16 protein-coding genes and 2 riboswitches are annotated in these 15,527 nt (G+C 37.1%); of the genes, 5 read left to right on the forward strand and 11 right to left on the reverse strand.

Annotated elements, in window-relative coordinates; translation table 11 throughout:
- Positions 1-126: 126 nt before the first annotated feature.
- Entirely contained in the window at positions 127-1,428 is a 1,302-nt protein-coding gene (locus AC1DEF_RS24590) for a CitMHS family transporter (RefSeq protein ID WP_097824978.1), read from the forward strand.
- 311 nt (positions 1,429-1,739) lie between these two features.
- On the opposite strand, the gene AC1DEF_RS24595 is transcribed toward AC1DEF_RS24590, so the two are convergent.
- The 5 genes from AC1DEF_RS24595 to AC1DEF_RS24615 form a co-directional block, all read right to left on the reverse strand.
- Entirely contained in the window at positions 1,740-2,267 is a 528-nt protein-coding gene (locus AC1DEF_RS24595) for a GNAT family N-acetyltransferase (protein WP_013055242.1), read from the reverse strand.
- Between the two features lie 69 nt (positions 2,268-2,336).
- Complete coding sequence (nikA, locus tag AC1DEF_RS24600; protein ID WP_097824977.1) at positions 2,337-3,878, reverse strand: nickel ABC transporter substrate-binding protein; 1,542 nt, start codon at positions 3,876-3,878, stop codon at positions 2,337-2,339.
- Between the two features lie 144 nt (positions 3,879-4,022).
- Positions 4,023-4,212, reverse strand: a riboswitch (cobalamin riboswitch).
- A gap of 2 nt (positions 4,213-4,214) precedes the next feature.
- Positions 4,215-5,219, reverse strand: coding sequence for a cell division protein FtsZ (ftsZ, locus tag AC1DEF_RS24605; protein WP_013055240.1), 1,005 nt, complete (start codon positions 5,217-5,219; stop codon positions 4,215-4,217).
- A gap of 359 nt (positions 5,220-5,578) precedes the next feature.
- The gene (locus AC1DEF_RS24610) at positions 5,579-5,968 is read right to left on the reverse strand and encodes a tautomerase family protein (protein ID WP_097824976.1); all 390 of its coding nucleotides are present in this window, start codon (positions 5,966-5,968) and stop codon (positions 5,579-5,581) included.
- A gap of 167 nt (positions 5,969-6,135) precedes the next feature.
- The gene (locus AC1DEF_RS24615) at positions 6,136-6,294 is read right to left on the reverse strand and encodes a hypothetical protein (protein WP_013055238.1); all 159 of its coding nucleotides are present in this window, start codon (positions 6,292-6,294) and stop codon (positions 6,136-6,138) included.
- A gap of 260 nt (positions 6,295-6,554) precedes the next feature.
- On the opposite strand from AC1DEF_RS24615, the gene AC1DEF_RS24620 reads away from it, so the two are divergent.
- Positions 6,555-7,508, forward strand: a complete 954-nt coding sequence (locus AC1DEF_RS24620) for a TRM11 family SAM-dependent methyltransferase (RefSeq protein ID WP_057240565.1) — start codon at positions 6,555-6,557, stop codon at positions 7,506-7,508.
- Positions 7,509-7,544: 36 nt separating this feature from the next.
- Here the strand turns inward: AC1DEF_RS24620 and rluF are convergent, their stop codons facing one another.
- The 3 genes from rluF to AC1DEF_RS24635 form a co-directional block, all read right to left on the reverse strand.
- Positions 7,545-8,252 carry a 23S rRNA pseudouridine(2604) synthase RluF gene (rluF, locus tag AC1DEF_RS24625; RefSeq protein WP_141425890.1) on the reverse strand — a complete coding sequence of 236 codons (708 nt, stop codon included), beginning with the start codon at positions 8,250-8,252 and terminating at the stop codon, positions 7,545-7,547.
- 337 nt (positions 8,253-8,589) lie between these two features.
- On the reverse strand, positions 8,590-8,937 hold the full coding sequence (locus AC1DEF_RS24630; RefSeq protein ID WP_255255800.1) for a hypothetical protein: 348 nt from the start codon (positions 8,935-8,937) through the stop codon (positions 8,590-8,592).
- A gap of 434 nt (positions 8,938-9,371) precedes the next feature.
- The gene (locus AC1DEF_RS24635) at positions 9,372-9,860 is read right to left on the reverse strand and encodes a QueT transporter family protein (RefSeq protein WP_013081607.1); all 489 of its coding nucleotides are present in this window, start codon (positions 9,858-9,860) and stop codon (positions 9,372-9,374) included.
- Between the two features lie 9 nt (positions 9,861-9,869).
- A riboswitch (PreQ1 riboswitch) is annotated at positions 9,870-9,914 on the reverse strand.
- A 196-nt stretch (positions 9,915-10,110) separates the two neighbouring features.
- Here AC1DEF_RS24635 and AC1DEF_RS24640 point away from each other — a divergent pair.
- The 3 genes from AC1DEF_RS24640 (at position 10,111) to AC1DEF_RS24650 (ending at position 12,338) form a co-directional block, all read left to right on the forward strand.
- Complete coding sequence (locus tag AC1DEF_RS24640) at positions 10,111-10,521, forward strand: Lrp/AsnC family transcriptional regulator (RefSeq protein ID WP_097824974.1); 411 nt, start codon at positions 10,111-10,113, stop codon at positions 10,519-10,521.
- Positions 10,522-10,903: 382 nt separating this feature from the next.
- Positions 10,904-11,770 (forward strand): YitT family protein, encoded by an 867-nt coding sequence (locus AC1DEF_RS24645; RefSeq protein ID WP_013055229.1) that lies wholly within the window; start codon positions 10,904-10,906, stop codon positions 11,768-11,770.
- Positions 11,771-12,119: 349 nt separating this feature from the next.
- Positions 12,120-12,338, forward strand: coding sequence for a hypothetical protein (locus tag AC1DEF_RS24650; protein WP_013055227.1), 219 nt, complete (start codon positions 12,120-12,122; stop codon positions 12,336-12,338).
- A 255-nt stretch (positions 12,339-12,593) separates the two neighbouring features.
- On the opposite strand, the gene AC1DEF_RS24655 is transcribed toward AC1DEF_RS24650, so the two are convergent.
- The 3 genes from AC1DEF_RS24655 to iolE all read right to left on the reverse strand — a co-directional run bounded on the left by AC1DEF_RS24655 (position 12,594) and on the right by iolE (position 15,498).
- Positions 12,594-13,382, reverse strand: a complete 789-nt coding sequence (locus tag AC1DEF_RS24655; RefSeq protein WP_097824973.1) for a 5-deoxy-glucuronate isomerase — start codon at positions 13,380-13,382, stop codon at positions 12,594-12,596.
- A 133-nt stretch (positions 13,383-13,515) separates the two neighbouring features.
- Positions 13,516-14,541: a LacI family DNA-binding transcriptional regulator gene (locus AC1DEF_RS24660; protein ID WP_043981666.1), complete on the reverse strand. Its 1,026-nt coding sequence runs from the start codon at positions 14,539-14,541 to the stop codon at positions 13,516-13,518.
- Between the two features lie 60 nt (positions 14,542-14,601).
- Positions 14,602-15,498: a myo-inosose-2 dehydratase gene (gene iolE, locus AC1DEF_RS24665; RefSeq protein ID WP_097824972.1), complete on the reverse strand. Its 897-nt coding sequence runs from the start codon at positions 15,496-15,498 to the stop codon at positions 14,602-14,604.
- Positions 15,499-15,527 lie beyond the last annotated feature (29 nt).

Consider the following 15,527-nt stretch of genomic DNA (forward strand, 5'->3'; position numbering starts at 1 on the left):
CGGCTTTTTTAGTTTTTAGTTTTAGTTTGAAGCTATCTTATTTTAAAACACCAAACTTTAACAGTAATTCTAATGCTATAATGTAAATTAATATAATTTTCTAACTTTTCTAAGAGGTGATGGATAATGCTTTCTTTGTTAGGGTTTGGAATGATTGCGACTTTTCTATTTCTTGTCATCAGTAAACGCTTGTCCGTGGTTGTTGCTTTTATTTTTGTCGCTATCCTCTTTGGTATAATTGGAGGTTTTAGTGCCCATATGGGCGATATGATGATGAATGGTATTTTAAAAGTAGCTCCTACGGCCATTATGATCGTTTTTGCTATTTTATATTTTGGACTAATGATTGACGTCGGTTTATTTGATCCTATGATTTCTCGTGTCCTAAACATTGTGAAAGGCGATCCTTTAAAAGTCGTAATGGCAACTGCCGTTATTACAATGCTTGTTGGCTTGGACGGAGACGGCTCTTCTACATTTTTAATTACAGTTTCCGCCTTGCTTCCTTTGTACACAAAACTGGGAATGAACCGACTAATACTGGCTTGTGTTATTAGTTTAAGCGCAGGTGTTATGAATATGATTCCTTGGGGAGGTCCTCTCGTAAGAGCCGCAGCAAGTTTGCAATTAGAAGTATCAGATCTATTTAACCCTCTTATTCCAGCTATGGCAGCGGGATTGATGTGGACTTTATTTTCAGCATATCTACTCGGAAAGAGAGAGAAAGCGCGCTTAGGAACCATTCATTTAAAAGGTTCATCAATGGCTTTTGCTGAACAGCTTTCAGTTCATGAGACCCCTGGGAAGCCACCTAGACTCTTTTGGTTTAATGCCTTATTGACACTGTGCTTAATGACTCTCTTGGTCGTAGACATACTCCCTATTCCTATTTTATTTGCTATTGCTTTTGCCATTGCTTTATTTGTTAATTTTCCTCATCCAAAAGAACAGCAGGAAAGAATCTTAAGTCATGCAAACAGCTTTGTAATGGTTAGTACGTTGGTTTTTGCAGCCGGAATCTTTACAGGCGTTTTTACAGAAACAAAAATGATGGATGCCATGGCTAATACCATTGTCAGCCTCACTCCTGAATGGCTGGGCTCTCACCTTCCCTTAGTTGTAGCAATAACGAGCCTTCCTCTTAGCTTTGTATTTTCACCTGATGCTTATTATTTTGGCATTTTACCTGTTATTAGCCATACAGCAGCTAATTTTGGTGTAGACCCTGTAGAAATAGGACGAGCAGCTTTATTGGGACATTCCACAACTGGGTTTCCCCTATCTCCTTTGGTACCCGCTACTTTCATTCTGATTGGGCTGGTTGAAGTAGATTTCGGGGAGCATCAAAAGTTTCTTTTCAAGTGGGCCTTTGGGACAACTATTGTGATGATAATTACAGCCATTTTAACGAATGCTATTTCCTTTTAGACTCTACCATAAAAAAGGAAGCCGACTACCATAAGGCAATCGGCTCACACATGTAGGATATTGATTTAACACTAACAAAGTACAACACAACACTAGTAATTATATAATATATTTCATTATTTTGAAAGCGATTTCATAGATATTTTTAAAAATATTTTGTTATTTGTTTTTCGTAGAAAAAAACCACGTTTCAGCCAATTCGAAACGTGGTTCTTTTCTGTAAGGACTTGCCCTACAGGCTATAAATGTAAGTACGTTCATTATAGCATGAGCTCTTATCTAGATTCCATGGTAATTACTGTATAATATCGTTACATTACGACCGGTTGTATTTTTCTGTCCATATGCAGCGTATTCCATGGCTCATCCTGTTCAGCAAGCCTTTCGATAAAACCTTGTGAAATCCAGAATGGGATAGCCCCCGGTAAAAAAGGATGAGTATGCAGATACAACGTGTCATAAAAATGATTTTGAGCAAATTGTTCCACTGCCTTTAACAGCTGCTGTCCAATGCCTAGACGCCGGTATGCTGGATCGACATAGCATTTTACAATCTCGGCTGCAGTTTTATGTTCATATCGCTTTTTTAATGCATGAAACCTTCCATCGTAAGCGTATAAACCAATTGTTCCAATTACTTGTTGATTTTCCGTGACAGCTGCAAAAAAAGCAGCGCCTTTCGCTTGAACATAATGTTCATTAAAATGAAGCAAATCCACAGAAAGCTGATTTTTTTCCAGCATAGGAAATAGCTCATTCCGCATATTCATGACAAACTGAATCACTTCAGCATCCTTTTCTTTTACTTCTTTAATTTGATACATTTGTACTTCTTGCACGTTTACTGTCACATCCTTTTATCTATCATTGTATCCTTTCTCTTTTTCCTATAGGAACAACGATATTGACTATGGCGTTACGTCTAAATGCTGAGTCAGCATATAATACTCGCTTGGATTTGTTGTCCAGTTTTTCACTTTTTGATTATAAGCAACAACAATGTTTGGATGTACAATCGATGACGTCAGCATTTCCCCATTAATCAAAGCGGTTGCTTGCTTGGCTAGCTGATCTCGTTTTGCGTCATCTACTGTTGAATTTAACTGTTCTATCATTTTTGTTAGCGTATCGTCATTAATCCGGCTGGCATTTAAACCACCGCCCGGCAAATAGTTCGTGCTTAAATAATAGCTGGCATCCCCTCTAGGTGCTGTGATAAGGCTGTACAATGCTAAATCCCAATCATCTTTTGCCATTACATATTCATCGCTGTCTTCAACTAGGTGAATCTTAATATTAATTCCTAACTCTTTCGCATTAGACTGTATAAGCTGAGCAATCAAAGGAAGTTCTGGCAATGAGCTGTATGTGACAAGAGAGAGGGATAATGGCTTTCCATTTTTGATTACTTTGCCATTTTTGAGTTGATAGCCTGCTTTCTCTAAATATTTTTTAGCATATGCTATTCCTTTTGTCTCACTAGCAGTATTATCAGCAAAAGGAAATTGGGGTAAAAATGGACCTCGAGCCGCTGCCGCTTGATTGTTCATTATGCTGCTGACAATTTCTTTCCGGTTCAGTAAGGTATCGATAGCTTTTCTTACAGTTTCGTCTTTTAATGCGTCATTGGTTTGATTATAAAGCAATAAATGAGTACGCACACTAGGTACTCCACTTACTTTGAAAGACGAATTCGCTTGTAAAGTGCTCAAGCTTTCTAAAGGCGGGCGATAAATAATATCGGCTGTTCCGGACTGAAGAGCCGCAACTCGCGCATTAGCATCTTCGTTAAATGCAAAGATCGCATTTTTCAATTTTACTTTCCCATTCCAATAATGTTCATATCTTTCTAACTTCACTTGATTTCCTTGATCGAAAGTCAAAACTTGAAATGGACCTGTGCCAATAGGCTTCTTAGCTATATTAGAAACATCAACATCTATAATAGCTGTGTTTGGATGCACTAACTCAGAAGGAAATTTAGGCATTGGTTCTTTTAATGTAATTGTCAGCGCATGACCGTTCGCTTTCATTTCTTTAATATTTAAAGCGTTTTTCATCGCATAACTTTGATCTATCGTTCTTTGAAGAGAAGACTTAACGGCATTTTCATCTAGCGCTTTACCATTTTGAAACGTAATATTCTTTCTTATCGTAAATGTCCACGTAAGACCGTTATCTTCCGTTTTCCACTTTTCAGCAAGCCAGGGCTTTATTTTTAAATCATTGCTGATTTTAACAAGCGTCTCCCCTACTCCCGCACGAACTGCTGTATAATTATCATCCGTATGAGGATCAAGCGTTGCAGATGTAAAATTAAATAAAAACGTCACACTTTTATCCGTTTTCTTTCTTTCTTTTATACTTATGCTCTCTTCATTAGGAGCGCAAGCAGTGAGGCAAAGTAACACAAGAAATATCATAGATACGAGTTTTTTATTATTTATCATTGATCTTTCCACCTTCTATTTTAATACACAAAAAAAGCACTTCTAAAAAGAAGTGCTTGTCTTCAAAACAAATTCAGATAAACGTATCCCTTGTTTATCTTATTTTTGATTCTGCCAAAACACCTCCCTATCCTCGTAGGTTATTGTGTGCTGCGATTTATGGCAGGTCTCCTGGCTTCAAGTCATTGCCTTATACCGCCTTCCCGTCTCTAAATAGACAGTGGCTTTTTGACATAAGGCTCCTTGTTACAGTGGCGGGACCGCTCCGGATTTGCACCGGATTCCCTTTTAAGGCAATTGAAAAACAATTGCCACCATAAAAACTGGTTATTTAATTTAGTAGCGTGCTCTTGAAACTCTAGAAGTAGAAGCTGATGGTGAAACATCTTCATCATCAAATCCAGTGGCAATAACGGTTACCATCATTTCGTCCTTTAAATCTTCATTAATCACGGACCCAAAAATCATATTTAAGTCCTGATCAGAAGCAGACGTGACAATATCTGCTGCTTCCTGTACTTCGTAAAGACTCAGGCTGCTGCCGCTCGTAATGTTCAACAGCACGCCTCTTGCTCCATCAATCGATGCATCTAGCAGCGGACTAGAAATCGCTTTTTTCGCTGCTTCAATTGCCCGGTCTGATCCAGAAGCTCGTCCGATACCCATAAGCGCAAATCCTTGATTAGACATGATTGTTTTTACATCAGCAAAGTCAAGGTTAATCAGCCCCGGAACAGCGATTAAATCTGAAATACCTTGAATACCTTGGCGAAGAACATTATCTGCTTCACGGAATGCTTCAAGCATAGGCGTCTTTTTATCGACAATTTCAAGCAAGCGGTCGTTTGGAATCACAATAAGAGTATCTACCGATTCATTCATCGCAGTAATACCGCCTACTGCTTGCTTCGTACGTTTATTTCCTTCAAACTTGAACGGGCGAGTGACTACTCCAATTGTTAAAGCATTTAGTTCACGGGCAATTTGGGCAATAACCGGAGCTGCTCCAGTACCGGTTCCTCCGCCCATGCCAGCTGTTACGAATACCATATCTGCGCCTTGCAGTACTTCTTGAATTTGTTCTCTGCTTTCTTCGGCTGCTTCTCTTCCCACTTCTGGATTAGCTCCTGCACCTAATCCTCGCGTTAAGGCCGCACCAATCTGCATTTTCACATCTGCTTTAGATAAGTTAAGCGCCTGAGCATCCGTATTAACGGCGATAAATTCTACTCCTTGTACACCGTGTTCAATCATACGGTTAACGGTGTTATTTCCTCCACCGCCGACCCCAATTACTTTAATTCGCACTAATGGCGATACATCTGCATCAAATCCAAACATTCTAAGTTCCTCCTCAATGATCAAAATTACTTTCTCTTATTATCCGAAAAAACACGTGAAGAACCTTTTACTCCTATGTTTAACGCGTAACTGTTCTTTTGTTTTACAGATTTTATACACTTCTCTTTTAACCTTTAAATCTTTACATCTTTATGTAAATTTATTGTTGTTCTAAAATTAGTACGCCGAACTCTTTTATGGTTTTTCCACTCAAAATGGCATATAAGCTTATTGTATCATTCATTTGACAGATGTCTGTATTTAATTTTGAGTAAGATGTGACTAAGAGAATAATATTTTTATAGACAAAATGAGAAAAAGCCCTTAGAAATAAGGGCTTCTCTAGATAATAAACCGTTTTATAATTTCCCAGTTAAGAATTGAGCCTCTCCCATGCCAAAGCTCCAGTCAGCATTACTGTTTTCAACAATCGAAATCATAATGTCGTTTGGCTGAATGCCGCAACTCTCTCCAAGCTCTTTTACAATTAATCTGTAAAGAGCTTGCTTTTGCTCTTCTGTTCGCTGTTTACTCGTTACACTTATAATAACCAAATCCTTGCTTCTCTCAAAGCCAAGACCTGTATCTTCAATAATCATTTCATGAGCAGGATGCTGATGTACAATTTGATAACGGTCGCGCTCCGGGACGCCAAAGGCTTCTAGCATCGCTCGGTGAGCAGCGTCTAGTAATGTTTTTAACTCTTTTTCATCTCTTCCTTCTATTACATCAAATCTAAGTAATGGCATACTAAGTAACCTCCAGCTTTTTGTCTAATATATTATTGCCTCATCATATCACAACTATCATTTGTAAAAAAAAGATATGCTATTCACAATGGGCTCTCTAGTGAAAGAGACCTCAAATGCTTCAATAAAAGCTCAACTTAACAAAAAGAAATGAGCAGTATAACGGCTCATTTCATTAGTACAAAAACATTTATAATAAGAGCTAAAATACATACAGATACAATGGCAATGAGTACGTTCATCACAAGGTTTTGCGAGGATGTTTTGGCTTGTTTTTTCATATCAGCCCGACTCATCTGTTGCTTTTCATGATCACTTTTAGACATCACGTAGCCTCTCCTATTCATCAAAATGTCAGCAGTGTGTAAATGATTTTTGAGAAACCTTGATCCAGTTCTTTTGTATAGACAGCAGCACATGCAGGTTATCACCAGTTATTTTAGCATGTTTTGTCAAATAAGTGGACTATGTAGCGCTTCAATTTATTATTCACAGCCAAATATATTTAAATTCGTTGCTTTTCTCTTCTTTTCTCGCTATTGTTTGAGAAGAAGGATAATTAGATACGATAAAGGATGATACGATATTGAATAACCATACGCAGCTGCCTCAGTATATCTACACATACGCATGCAGCGAAGAGGAACTCTCACTATGTCAATTAGAGAGACGCTCTCTTTTTGAAATTGAAACTGAGAAACCTATCATAAAAAGTGCCGTTAAACTTGATCCAAGTAGAAGCCCTTTTATCAAAGAGCGATTAGATATTATGTATGAATCAGATGACCTTGCAGATATTTGTAAGCAAGTAGAAGATATTGACCTCGGAGACAAAACATTTAAACTCATTTTTATGAAAATTAATGACTTGGAAAAAGATCAAAAAATAAGTTATAAAGGTCAGCGTGCTATTGAACGTGATGTGGGTTGGCATTTTGTAGCAGAAGCAGACTTGCATAACCCTGACCATTTGTTTGGCATTGTTCCATTTGAAGGACGCTGGTATTTTGGGAAATATCAAAAAAGCGAAGCAGTATGGCTGCATCATTTGAAAAAACCGCGTGAATACTCTACAGCACTCAGTACCCGCCTTGCAAGAGCTGTAGCTAACATTGCCGTTCCAAACCCCGAAGGAATCAAAGCGATTGATCCATGCTGCGGTATCGGTACAGTCCTTGTAGAAGCCCTTTCAATGGGCATTGATATTGTAGGACGCGATATCAATCCACTTGTGACCGACGGATCTCGTGAAAATATTGCGCATTTCGGCTTAAGCGGTGATGTCAAAACTGGACCGATTTCAGATGTTACAACTCACTATGATGTAGCTATCATCGACATGCCTTACAATCTCTACACCCACGCGACGCCTGAAGATCAGCTTTCTATTTTAAAACACGCGCGCCGCTTTGCGGATAAAGTAGTCGTGATTACAGTAGATACGATTGACCATATGATTCATGAAGCGGGCTTTTCTATTTCAGATCGCTGCGTAGCGCGCAAAAGCGTTTTTTCTAGACAAGTAGTTGTATGCGAATAAAAAAGACACCAGTCTAACAGGCTGGTGTCTTTTGATTTACCACTCTTTAGGTTCATAATCTAATTCTTTGAATAGCTGCGTACGCTCTTTTTTCGTTAAATCTCTCCATTGCCCAATAGGTAAGTTATTTAAATGGATATTCATAATACGAGTGCGCTGAAGGCGGTACACTTCATATCCGAGCACTTCACACATACGGCGAATTTGACGATTTAAACCCTGTGTTAAAATAATTTGAAACTCATACTTAGACAGCTGTGTCACTTCACAAGGAAGCGTTTTTGTGCCTAAAATTTTTACTCCCTCAGACATGTTTTTGATAAACTCTGGTGTAATTGGCTTATCTACTGCAACAATATATTCTTTTTCATGCTTGTTTTCTGCACGTAAAATTTCATTAATAATATCGCCGTCATTTGTAAGTAAAATTAAGCCGTCTGAATCCTTATCAAGTCGTCCAACGTGGTGAATACGCAAAGGGTGATTGACTAAATCAATGATGTTTCCCTTTACTTTTTTTTCACTCGTACTTGTAATGCCGACTGGTTTATTAAGCGCAATATATACATTATTTCGAGCAATCCGAAGCTGTTGTCCGCTTACTCGAATATCATCGCCAGGCTTAACTTGATCTCCGACTTTTGCAACCTTTCCATTAACGGTTACTCTTCCTTCACTAATTAACTTATCTGCCCCGCGTCTTGACGCCTTTCCAGATTCGCTAATAAATTTATTCAGTCTCAGGTGAATCACAACCTTACATTTAAAAATTTTAAAATTTGTCTCTTCTATTAGAAACAGACATATGCCAATTTCTATACCGTCCCTATCGTAACATGCTATACGCTTCTCGTCTTCTTTTAATTTCATTACTTAATCATATTTTTTTAACAGTAATAGAAGTATAGGTCCAAAATACTTTGTAACCTTATTCTTAACATTTCAATCAATGCTTACACCTGTGAAACTTGCATCAATCTTTACTTATATACAAGACCTAGACGTCTGGATTGACTGATCAGTATAGAGTTGCTACCATTATACTGACCGATCAACTAGTAATTATATCAGGGAGCTGTTTTCATGGAACCAACCAATTCAAAGGAAGAAATGCCGTTAACTTCACCTTTTGTTTTGGCTTGATATTTAATTTATTTCCTTCTGCTAACACCTTAAATTTATTATCAGAATAACCGTTTTTCATTTTTAAGGGATAGGATAAAAATACATTATTTTGTTTGATGGTCAAATCGCTCTTGTTTACTAATTCCATTTCATATGAAATTCCTTGCTTCATTTTTTGTTCTTTGATTACGTTAATACTTATCTTTTCTAGTTCTCTTAAAGGAACGTTGTCTTCTTCTTTTGAACACCCGACAAATAAGATGGCTAAAGCTAATAAAACAAGAATTCCTAACTTTCTATTCAAAAAACAATCCCCTCTCTAGTAACAAAGATTATTTTACAATTATAACTCAAAAAAGTTATTTAATGGAAAAATACAATTAAAAAAGCAAACCGTCATTGGTCTGCTTTTTTAATTGCTACGCATAGGTAATGTGTTGTTGTGCGAAAAACTTTTCGATAAGGAGTTTGCCAACTATATGTATATCGTAACAAAAGAAAAAAGAATGCGCTGTGAGATTTGTCACTCCTTCTTTCAAAATAATCTAACCGGATACTTCCTATTGCCTTACGCAAAAAGAGCAGACCGCAAACGCGACCTGCTCTTTTCACATGCTAGATATGGGTAATTTGTCCATGCGTGAAAAGCTCTTCAATAATAAGGGGTTTATCACTACACTTATAGAATAACAAAGAAAAAAAGATGGGGCTGTGAGATTTATCACAGCCCCATCTTTTTTATCCAACTAGCTTATTAAATTGTACACGTTTATTAATTGCAGCCATAATTGGTGCTCCAACAAGCATAACAATGAACTCACCAACAGCTGTTGTTAACCATGTAAAGAAAAATGGTAAATCAAATGCTAAGTGCAGTTCAAACGCAATAATAAACATCGTGAACGTAAATACAAGTGTATTAACAAGCATACGAGCCCACATATTTTTAATGTAGCGCATAGAAAAAATGGTAATGAGTAATGATAGCACGGATTGTCCTACCCCAAACACCAGATCATAAGCGACCATTGGTGAAAAAAACAAATTCGTCAGAAATACTCCTAGCACAATGCCGTACACGTACTTTTTATTAAACACAATTAAGTGATTGAACATTTCCGATATACGAAATTGGATATTGGTGAAGCCAAACGGCTGGATTAACATGCTGACAGCAATATACATAGCAGCTAAAAGACCGTTGACGCAAAGTGTTCTTATATTCATCTTACTATTCTCTCCTTAGTTTTTTAACGTGGGATGGTTACGAACCACGTAAACACTCAAAGAATCATACAGCAAGCTTAAGCTTTCGTCAATCTAGCTGTTTACAAACTACTGCTCCTTTCTATATCTTGCATATTGACTGCTCTTTTTTCTTACTTTCCTTTAGTATAAAATAGAAGACGTATCAGTATACATAGGTGACATCAAGTAGTTAAGCCTTTTGATTTGAAATACGAAAGGATTTGTAGCGATGTTAGATAATACAGATAAGCGCATACTAGAAGAACTATCAAAAAATGGACGTATGAAGATGAAAGAATTAGGAGAAAAAGTGCATTTAACCGGACAAGCCGCTTCTGCTAGAGTATTAAAGTTAGAAGATGAAGGCATTATCAAAGGCTATACAATTAACATTGATGAACGAAAACTCGGCTACATCATCCATGCATTTTTAAATATCTATACGCAGAGCATTCATCACCACCCCTACCTTACATTTTTAGAAAGTCAGCAGGAGCACGTTATCAACAACTTTAAAATCAGCGGCGATGGCTGCTACTTATTAGAATGCAAATTTCATTCAAATGAAGAACTAAATGATTTTTTGACAGAGCTAAATCAGCATGTGAATTACAAACTTTCAATCGTCATTAACAAATAAATTTTTTTGAAAAATTAAGGTATATTAATTTATGAAAATGGTAATCCTAATAACGTATTCCCCCTATTCCAATAAATTTGAAAATCCTTTGCATCGTCGCAAAGGATTCTTTTTTTATGTAGGAAACCGCCTTCTATTTTTTGAAAAGTTGAACATCTCTCATAGCGTTGACATAGCGGTCAGAGGTTTATATAATCGGTGACATCGAAGCATAGAAAAGCCGGATCAAGACCTATACACGTATCGTAATTCTTCGTCTTAGAAGTTGATCAGTTTTATAACTAGACAATTTCTAAGACGTTTTTTATTTTATCATTTGTGAAACACTAGTAAAAACAAGATTACACATGAAAATATCCTAATAATCAAGGAGGTTTGCATATTGAAAACAATCTATAAAGACATCATCTTAATTATTGTTGGAGCACTTTTAGTTGCTGCATCCATTGATTTTTTCGTCATTCCAAATAAATTAGGTGACGGAAGTACAGTTGGTATTGCTCTTGTTTTATATTATTTATTTCATATCCCTACAAGTATCAGCACATTTCTTGTAAATCTTATATTTATTGCCTTAGCCTATAAATTTCTAACCAAAAAAACGATTCTTTATACGATTCTAGGAGCCGTCATGACGTCCGTTTTCCTCGGTCTAGTCAGCTATATTCCTTTTCACGTTCACGACATGATTTTAGGAATTGTATTCGGGGCTTTACTAATGGGAACAGGACTTGCTCTCATTTTTATCGCAGATGGATCTACCGGTGGAACAACGCTTTTAGCTTATTTATTAAACTATACAAAAGGCTATAATATTTCTAAAAGCATGTTCTATATGGACAGCGTCATTATTTTAGCATCGGTTTTTGCTATTGGCGTCAACAACACACTCTATACTTTTATATTCGTCTATCTTTGTGCCAAAATCGTAGATGTCGTTATCGAAGGTTTCCACAACAAAAAAGCAATGACGATTATGTCCGATCAATACAAAGACATAGCACAAGTTATTACCAGTGAATTTGGAAATGCAGCCACCATCTTTTACGGATACGGCTACTACGCCAACAAAGATAAACGCATTATCTACGTTGTTATTAAAAAGAACGAGTTATTAAAAATTAAAAAGAAAATCCAGCAAATTGACCCGAATTCTTTTATTGTCATCCACGAAGTAAAAGAAGTTGTCGGCGGAAAATTTGGATTTATCGGCAATTCGCCTCATGAAACAAAAGCCGCTGCTAAATAAAAAAATCCACCTCTTGGTGGATTTTTTTATGAAAAAACCGTTAAGAAAAACGAAAAGATACCTGCTAAAAAGTAAACTGACCCTAACGCAATTGCTCCTGTAACGACCGTAAATACACTTAATCCGATAGCCACCTTCATTTTCATCCACATCCCTTTTTAGATTAGTAGTATAAGTATGTCCAAGAATAGAAGATTTATAACTATGCCATCCTATTTATTTCATATATCGATGCAACAATTGTCTATTCAATGTGTTCTAAAACCACCCCTGGCGACATAATGTATAGGAAGGATTTCATATACACATCTTTGTATCACACATATCATATGAAATTAGGTGAGATAAAATGGTGGCTGTCCACTTTTTTGAAAACAGAAAGCTTCTATTAAGCCAGCTGAGGGAAAACATTCCTTCTACGGGTGATGATTTAAAGATTAAAGGACGAAAAGGAACCGTCGTGCTTGTGAATGACATCGATGAAAAAAATGTTCACGTGGAAGTTGCTTTAGAAAAAGTAGTGAAAAAGAACTTAGCATTAGATAACGCTAAAAAGAAAAGGAGATAAGCGGCTTACGCTTATCTCCTTTTCTTTTTAATTTATATACGAATCGTCTGTATCTGTTGCTTCCGTTTCCAAAAAAAAGAGACTCCTAAAAAGGAATCTGCAGCAAAGAGCGATATCATCGCCTGAATATTAATACAAGCTATATTTTAACATATAAAAACATATTTTACAAAAATAAACTATTATTTTACGCATAATTATTTTTTATTCGAGGTTTTTCAACATTTGAAACCCATTTCTTATATAGAGCTTTATTTATTTTTCAGGCCAAATTTTTGCATCCGCCTCTAATAACCACTTATGCTCTTCTTCCATAATACGGTCTGTCCACGGATTATTGTCGAGATGGCGAATCATCCAGCAGAAGTACATCGCATAGCCAGGAGCCGTTGCTTGAGGATGATCCAATTCACCAGGAATTGTAATAAAACTATTATCAACTACACGGTACGCATCTTCTCCAACCATTGCGCAGCCAAATCCTTGTGGCTTGTCAAAACGATAGTAATACACTTCGGGCTGGTCATGATGATGAGGCGGATAACTCGACCATCTTCCTGGATAAGAAATAACTTCTCCAATAACAAGGTTAGAGTAAGGAGCGTTATTGTAGTCAAAAATTGTTCGGATTACACGCTGAGCAGTACCTTCCCATATTCCTTCACCAGCCACTGTGTTTTGACAATCTTCGGGCGTATATAATTTTGATGAAAACTCTTTTTCATTATCCGTTTTTTGAACTAGTACTTCACTATCGGCAAGTCCGGTAATTTTGACCTCCACATTTTTTGAAACGTGCAAACACCAAGGCTCTTCTTCAAATAGGGACTGGCGCTGAATTTCTTTCGAATGGCCTTCCCACTCTAGCTTTATCTTTCCTTCTAGTAAAAGAATAGCGGTTTCACTGCTGCTGTCTAGTAAAGTTTCCTCTTTTCCTTGGGCCATTTTATAAATCCCAATATCCATCAGCATATCTTTGTGCTGACCGGTCATTTCTGTAAGTACGTTGTATCCTTTATTTAATTCACCTAATTTACCTAACATGCTTGAATTCCTCCTTTATGTAGTAGCGCGATAAGAATTTACTAATTACTCATTTTTCTTCATAGACTCTCTAAATTCTTTTAAATATGTGACTATGAGGATTTTTTATTAACGGCAATATTCTTGATTGTGTTCAATTATTTGTAGATGCTGTGGCTTCCCTTCGTAACGGAGCCGTTGATTTCCGAACAATCAATTTTGGCTCAAGAAGCAAATGTTCTTTATGCATCGCTGGATATTTCATTTCTCTAACCAGCAAATCCACTACGTTTACAGCCATTTCTTTTGTCGGCTGTGCTACTGTCGTCAACATGGGCGTAATGGTAGTAGAAAGAACCGTATTATCAAAGCCAATCACTGATAAGTCTTGCGGTACATCAATTTTGAATTCTTTTGCAGCTTGGATAACTCCGATAGCCAGTAAATCGTTACAAGCAAAAATAGCCGTCACTTTCTCCTTCATTGAAAAAATTTGCTTAGCACTTTCATATCCTTTTTGAATACTTGCTTCGGTCGTAATAACGTGCTGAGGCGGCACGATGATTCCATTTTCTTGCATAACGTCTCGAAAAGCATCTAAACGGGCGTGATTGCTTTTTGCATTTTCTGTAATAATCGCAATTTTTTTATGATGCAAAGACAGCAAATAATCAGTCGCTAAATAGCTCCCTTTGTAGTCATCCACTGTCACTGTATTAACGGATATGTGAGGAATTTCTGAAGCAATAACGCTAATCGGTATATCTTGCTTAAGCATATTTTTTAAAAGATTAGCATTGCGAAAAGCAGAAGCTACAATTAAACCGTCGATTCTCTGACGTATTAACAGCGATAGATACTTTTTCTCTTTTTCCGCATCGTTATCGGTATTGCACATTACAACATGGAAACCTCGCTCATGACTTCGGTCTTCTATGCTTCTTGCCAAATCGGCAAAAAAAGGGTTGGAGATGTCAGGTACGAGAAGCCCAATCGTTTTAGTGGGTTTTCCTGTTAAAGCAGATGCTACGACGCTTGGATGATAATTCAACTGCGCCATAACCTCAATTACTTTTTGTCTTGTTCTTTCACTAATATGACCGGTTTGATTGATGACTTTTGATACCGTAGAAATTGATACACCTGCTTCTTCAGCCACACTATAAATGGTTGGCTTCATTTCCTCTCCTCCTTTCCTTTCATAAACACATAAAAGGCGTAAAATCTTTTACAATGGAAATTAAAGACCGCTTTTTTCTTTAATAAAGTTTCTTGCTTTTAACGCATATTCAAAAGGATTAGCAAGGGCTGGATCCTGTTCTGCTTCTACGACAAACCATCCGTTGTAATCCGAAGTGGCAAGCGTAGTAAATACTTCATCAAATTCAATAGCTCCGTCACCTGGAACAGTAAAGGCTCCTTCTTTTACCGCTTGCAAGAAACTTAGGTCTTGTTCTTTGACTCGATCAACTACTTCTTGACGAATATCCTTTAAATGAACATGCTTAATACGGTGCAGATATTTTTTTAAGATATAAAGAGGTTCTGCTCCTGAAAAGACAAGATGACCGGTATCAAATAGCAGCGAAACAAGCTCCGGATTGGTAAGCTCCATTAGCTGCTCAATTTCTTCTGTTGTTTGTACACCTGTTCCCATATGATGATGATAGACAATATGCATATCTTTTTCTCGTGCCAGTTTCCCAAGATGGTGCAGGCCTTCTGCAAGTCTGCTCCACTCTGTTGGCGTGAACACAGGCTTTTCTTTAAATAAAGGAACATCCATCAACCCTTGAATGCTGTGCCCTTGTTCAGACACAACAATTACTTTTGCTCCCATTTCGTATAAAAAATCGCGATGTTCAATGAATGGCGTTACCGTTTCTTCCAGCGGCTTTGTTGTTAAAAATGTACTAAACCATGCACTTGCAATTTCCAAATTCCGAAGCGATAATGCCTTTTTTAAGATTGAAACATTTCGCGGATATTTGTTTCCGACCTCACTTCCTTTAAAACCGGTTAAAGCCATCTCACTGATACACTGTTCGAATGTATTTTCAGCTCCCAGTTCAGGCATATCATCATTTGTCCAAGCAATTGGAGCAATCCCCAGTTTGACCGTATTTTCCTTGAACATCTCTTCCTCTCCCTTATATGAAATTAAAA

It is taken from the genome of Priestia sp. 10L35 (assembly GCF_056395685.1).

What these genes read in the sequence shown, in the direction of transcription:
- AC1DEF_RS24590 (WP_097824978.1), top strand. Translation starts at nt 127, where the DNA reads ATGCTTTCTTTGTTAGGGTTTGGAATGATTGCGACTTTTCTATTTCTT.
- nikA (WP_097824977.1), bottom strand. Translation starts at nt 3,878, where the DNA reads ATGATAAATAATAAAAAACTCGTATCTATGATATTTCTTGTGTTACTT.
- ftsZ (WP_013055240.1), bottom strand. Translation starts at nt 5,219, where the DNA reads ATGTTTGGATTTGATGCAGATGTATCGCCATTAGTGCGAATTAAAGTA.
- AC1DEF_RS24610 (WP_097824976.1), bottom strand. Translation starts at nt 5,968, where the DNA reads ATGCCATTACTTAGATTTGATGTAATAGAAGGAAGAGATGAAAAAGAG.
- AC1DEF_RS24615 (WP_013055238.1), bottom strand. Translation starts at nt 6,294, where the DNA reads ATGTCTAAAAGTGATCATGAAAAGCAACAGATGAGTCGGGCTGATATG.
- AC1DEF_RS24635 (WP_013081607.1), bottom strand. Translation starts at nt 9,860, where the DNA reads ATGAATATAAGAACACTTTGCGTCAACGGTCTTTTAGCTGCTATGTAT.
- AC1DEF_RS24640 (WP_097824974.1), top strand. Translation starts at nt 10,111, where the DNA reads ATGTTAGATAATACAGATAAGCGCATACTAGAAGAACTATCAAAAAAT.
- AC1DEF_RS24650 (WP_013055227.1), top strand. Translation starts at nt 12,120, where the DNA reads ATGGTGGCTGTCCACTTTTTTGAAAACAGAAAGCTTCTATTAAGCCAG.
- AC1DEF_RS24655 (WP_097824973.1), bottom strand. Translation starts at nt 13,382, where the DNA reads ATGTTAGGTAAATTAGGTGAATTAAATAAAGGATACAACGTACTTACA.
- AC1DEF_RS24660 (WP_043981666.1), bottom strand. Translation starts at nt 14,541, where the DNA reads ATGAAGCCAACCATTTATAGTGTGGCTGAAGAAGCAGGTGTATCAATT.
- iolE (WP_097824972.1), bottom strand. Translation starts at nt 15,498, where the DNA reads ATGTTCAAGGAAAATACGGTCAAACTGGGGATTGCTCCAATTGCTTGG.